Origin of the sequence: Ameyamaea chiangmaiensis (genome assembly GCF_013376175.1) — a bacterium.
Classification (GTDB): domain Bacteria; phylum Pseudomonadota; class Alphaproteobacteria; order Acetobacterales; family Acetobacteraceae; genus Ameyamaea; species Ameyamaea chiangmaiensis.
Map to the genome: position 1 here is coordinate 1 of NZ_JABXXR010000295.1, position 1,498 is coordinate 1,498.

The 1,498-nt window shown below is 71.8% G+C and carries 1 protein-coding gene and 1 pseudogene; both read left to right on the forward strand.

Annotated elements, in window-relative coordinates; translation table 11 throughout:
* A pseudogene (locus HUK82_RS16515) lies at positions 1-191 on the forward strand (16S rRNA (guanine(966)-N(2))-methyltransferase RsmD); the annotation flags it as partial.
* A gap of 137 nt (positions 192-328) precedes the next feature.
* The coding region (locus HUK82_RS16520) for a DNA translocase FtsK 4TM domain-containing protein (protein ID WP_176614952.1) at positions 329-1,498 on the forward strand (1,170 nt) is incomplete at its 3' end.

Here is a 1,498-nt window from a genome sequence, read left to right on the forward strand (position 1 = left end):
CCTATCGTCATGATCTGGTCCCGGCCGCGTGGGACGCCCTGGGCGGGGGCGGGTGGGTCGCGCCGGGGACCATCGTGGTCGCGGAATGCGCGCGCGACGAGGGGCTGGAGCTGCCTGGCGAGCTGCTGGCCGAGCGTATCCACGGGGCCGCGCGGATTTCGGTATGGCGGCCTTTGGTCATTAAAGGTTAAGTTACGCACCGTATCCCCTGGTCCCGTGGTGTGTCCACGTGCGGTCGCGCGTTCCCCTGGAATGGCGTGGCCGGGACCGACCGCCTGCCCTGACGGCCCGTTCAGAAGGCCCATCCAGAAGGATAGACGACCTGTCCATGCTCCGACGCTCCGGTTCCGATCCCCTGCTGCCCGCCCGTCTGGGCGCCCATCTGCGGCGCCGGTGTGTCGAGCTCGGTGGTGTCGGACTGTGGGCTGCCGCAGCGGTTCTGGCGCTCGCGCTGGCCACGTACAACCCGGGCGATCCGTCAGCCAACACCGCGACCGAGGCCCCGGCCACCAACTGGCTGGGCATCGGGGGCGCCTATGTCGCGGACGGATTGCTGACGTGGCTTGGGGTGGTGGCGTTCCTGCCGGCGCTCGCGCTGGTGACATGGGGATGGCGCATCGTGCGTCATGGCGGTGCGCGCGGCATCGTGCTGCGAATCGGGGCGCTTGTGTGCGCGTTGCCGGTCTGCGCCGGGACGCTGGCCATGCTGTGGGTGCTGATCCCGACGCTGCCCGCCGTCGCGTGGCCGGTCGAGGCCGGTCCCGGTGGTGCGTTCGGTCTGCACATCGCCCAGACCAGCGCCGAGGCCGGCATCGCGGCCATGGGACGTCCGGGCGCGCTGGTGCTGTGGGTTCTGGGCGGTGTCCTGTCGATCCTGCTGGTGCTGCTGGCGCTCGGGTTGCAGCGTCGGGAATGGCGCGCCTTATGGCGTGCGACGCGTTTTTGCGGCCTGTTGCCCGTGCGGGCCTATCGCTTCGTGGCCCATATCGGAGCCGGCTCCGCGCCGGAGACCCCGGCCTATAGTGGTGCGATGTCGGGTATGCGCGATCCGCGCGCGCAAAGTGGGCGCGCGCAGCCCGTGCACACGCCGGTTCGTCCGGCCGCCGAGCCCGAACACGACGTGTATGCCACGGCGCCTGATGCAGCCGCCCTCTTCGGGCAGCGCGAACATTATGGCCGTGGCGTGTCCGCGTTCGAGGCGGACGCCCTGCGTGCGAATTCCGGCGGCGGCACCGCACTGATGCTGGCGCCGGAGCGTGAGACGGCAGAGACCCGGGCGCCCGCCGCTGATACCGCGCCCCGCCTTCTGGGCGGACCGCCCGGCCTATCGGAGGGTGCGTCGCGCAGGGGCGATAGGCCGTCCGGCTCGACGGCGGACGGACCGCTTCCCCGTGACGAACGAAACGGCCTGCTGCGGCGTTTGCTCGCCGGCAGCAGCGCGCGGGTGGAACGTGCCTTCAGCGGTGCCCCGGCCGCCGCCAGTCCGGCGCGCCCGGCG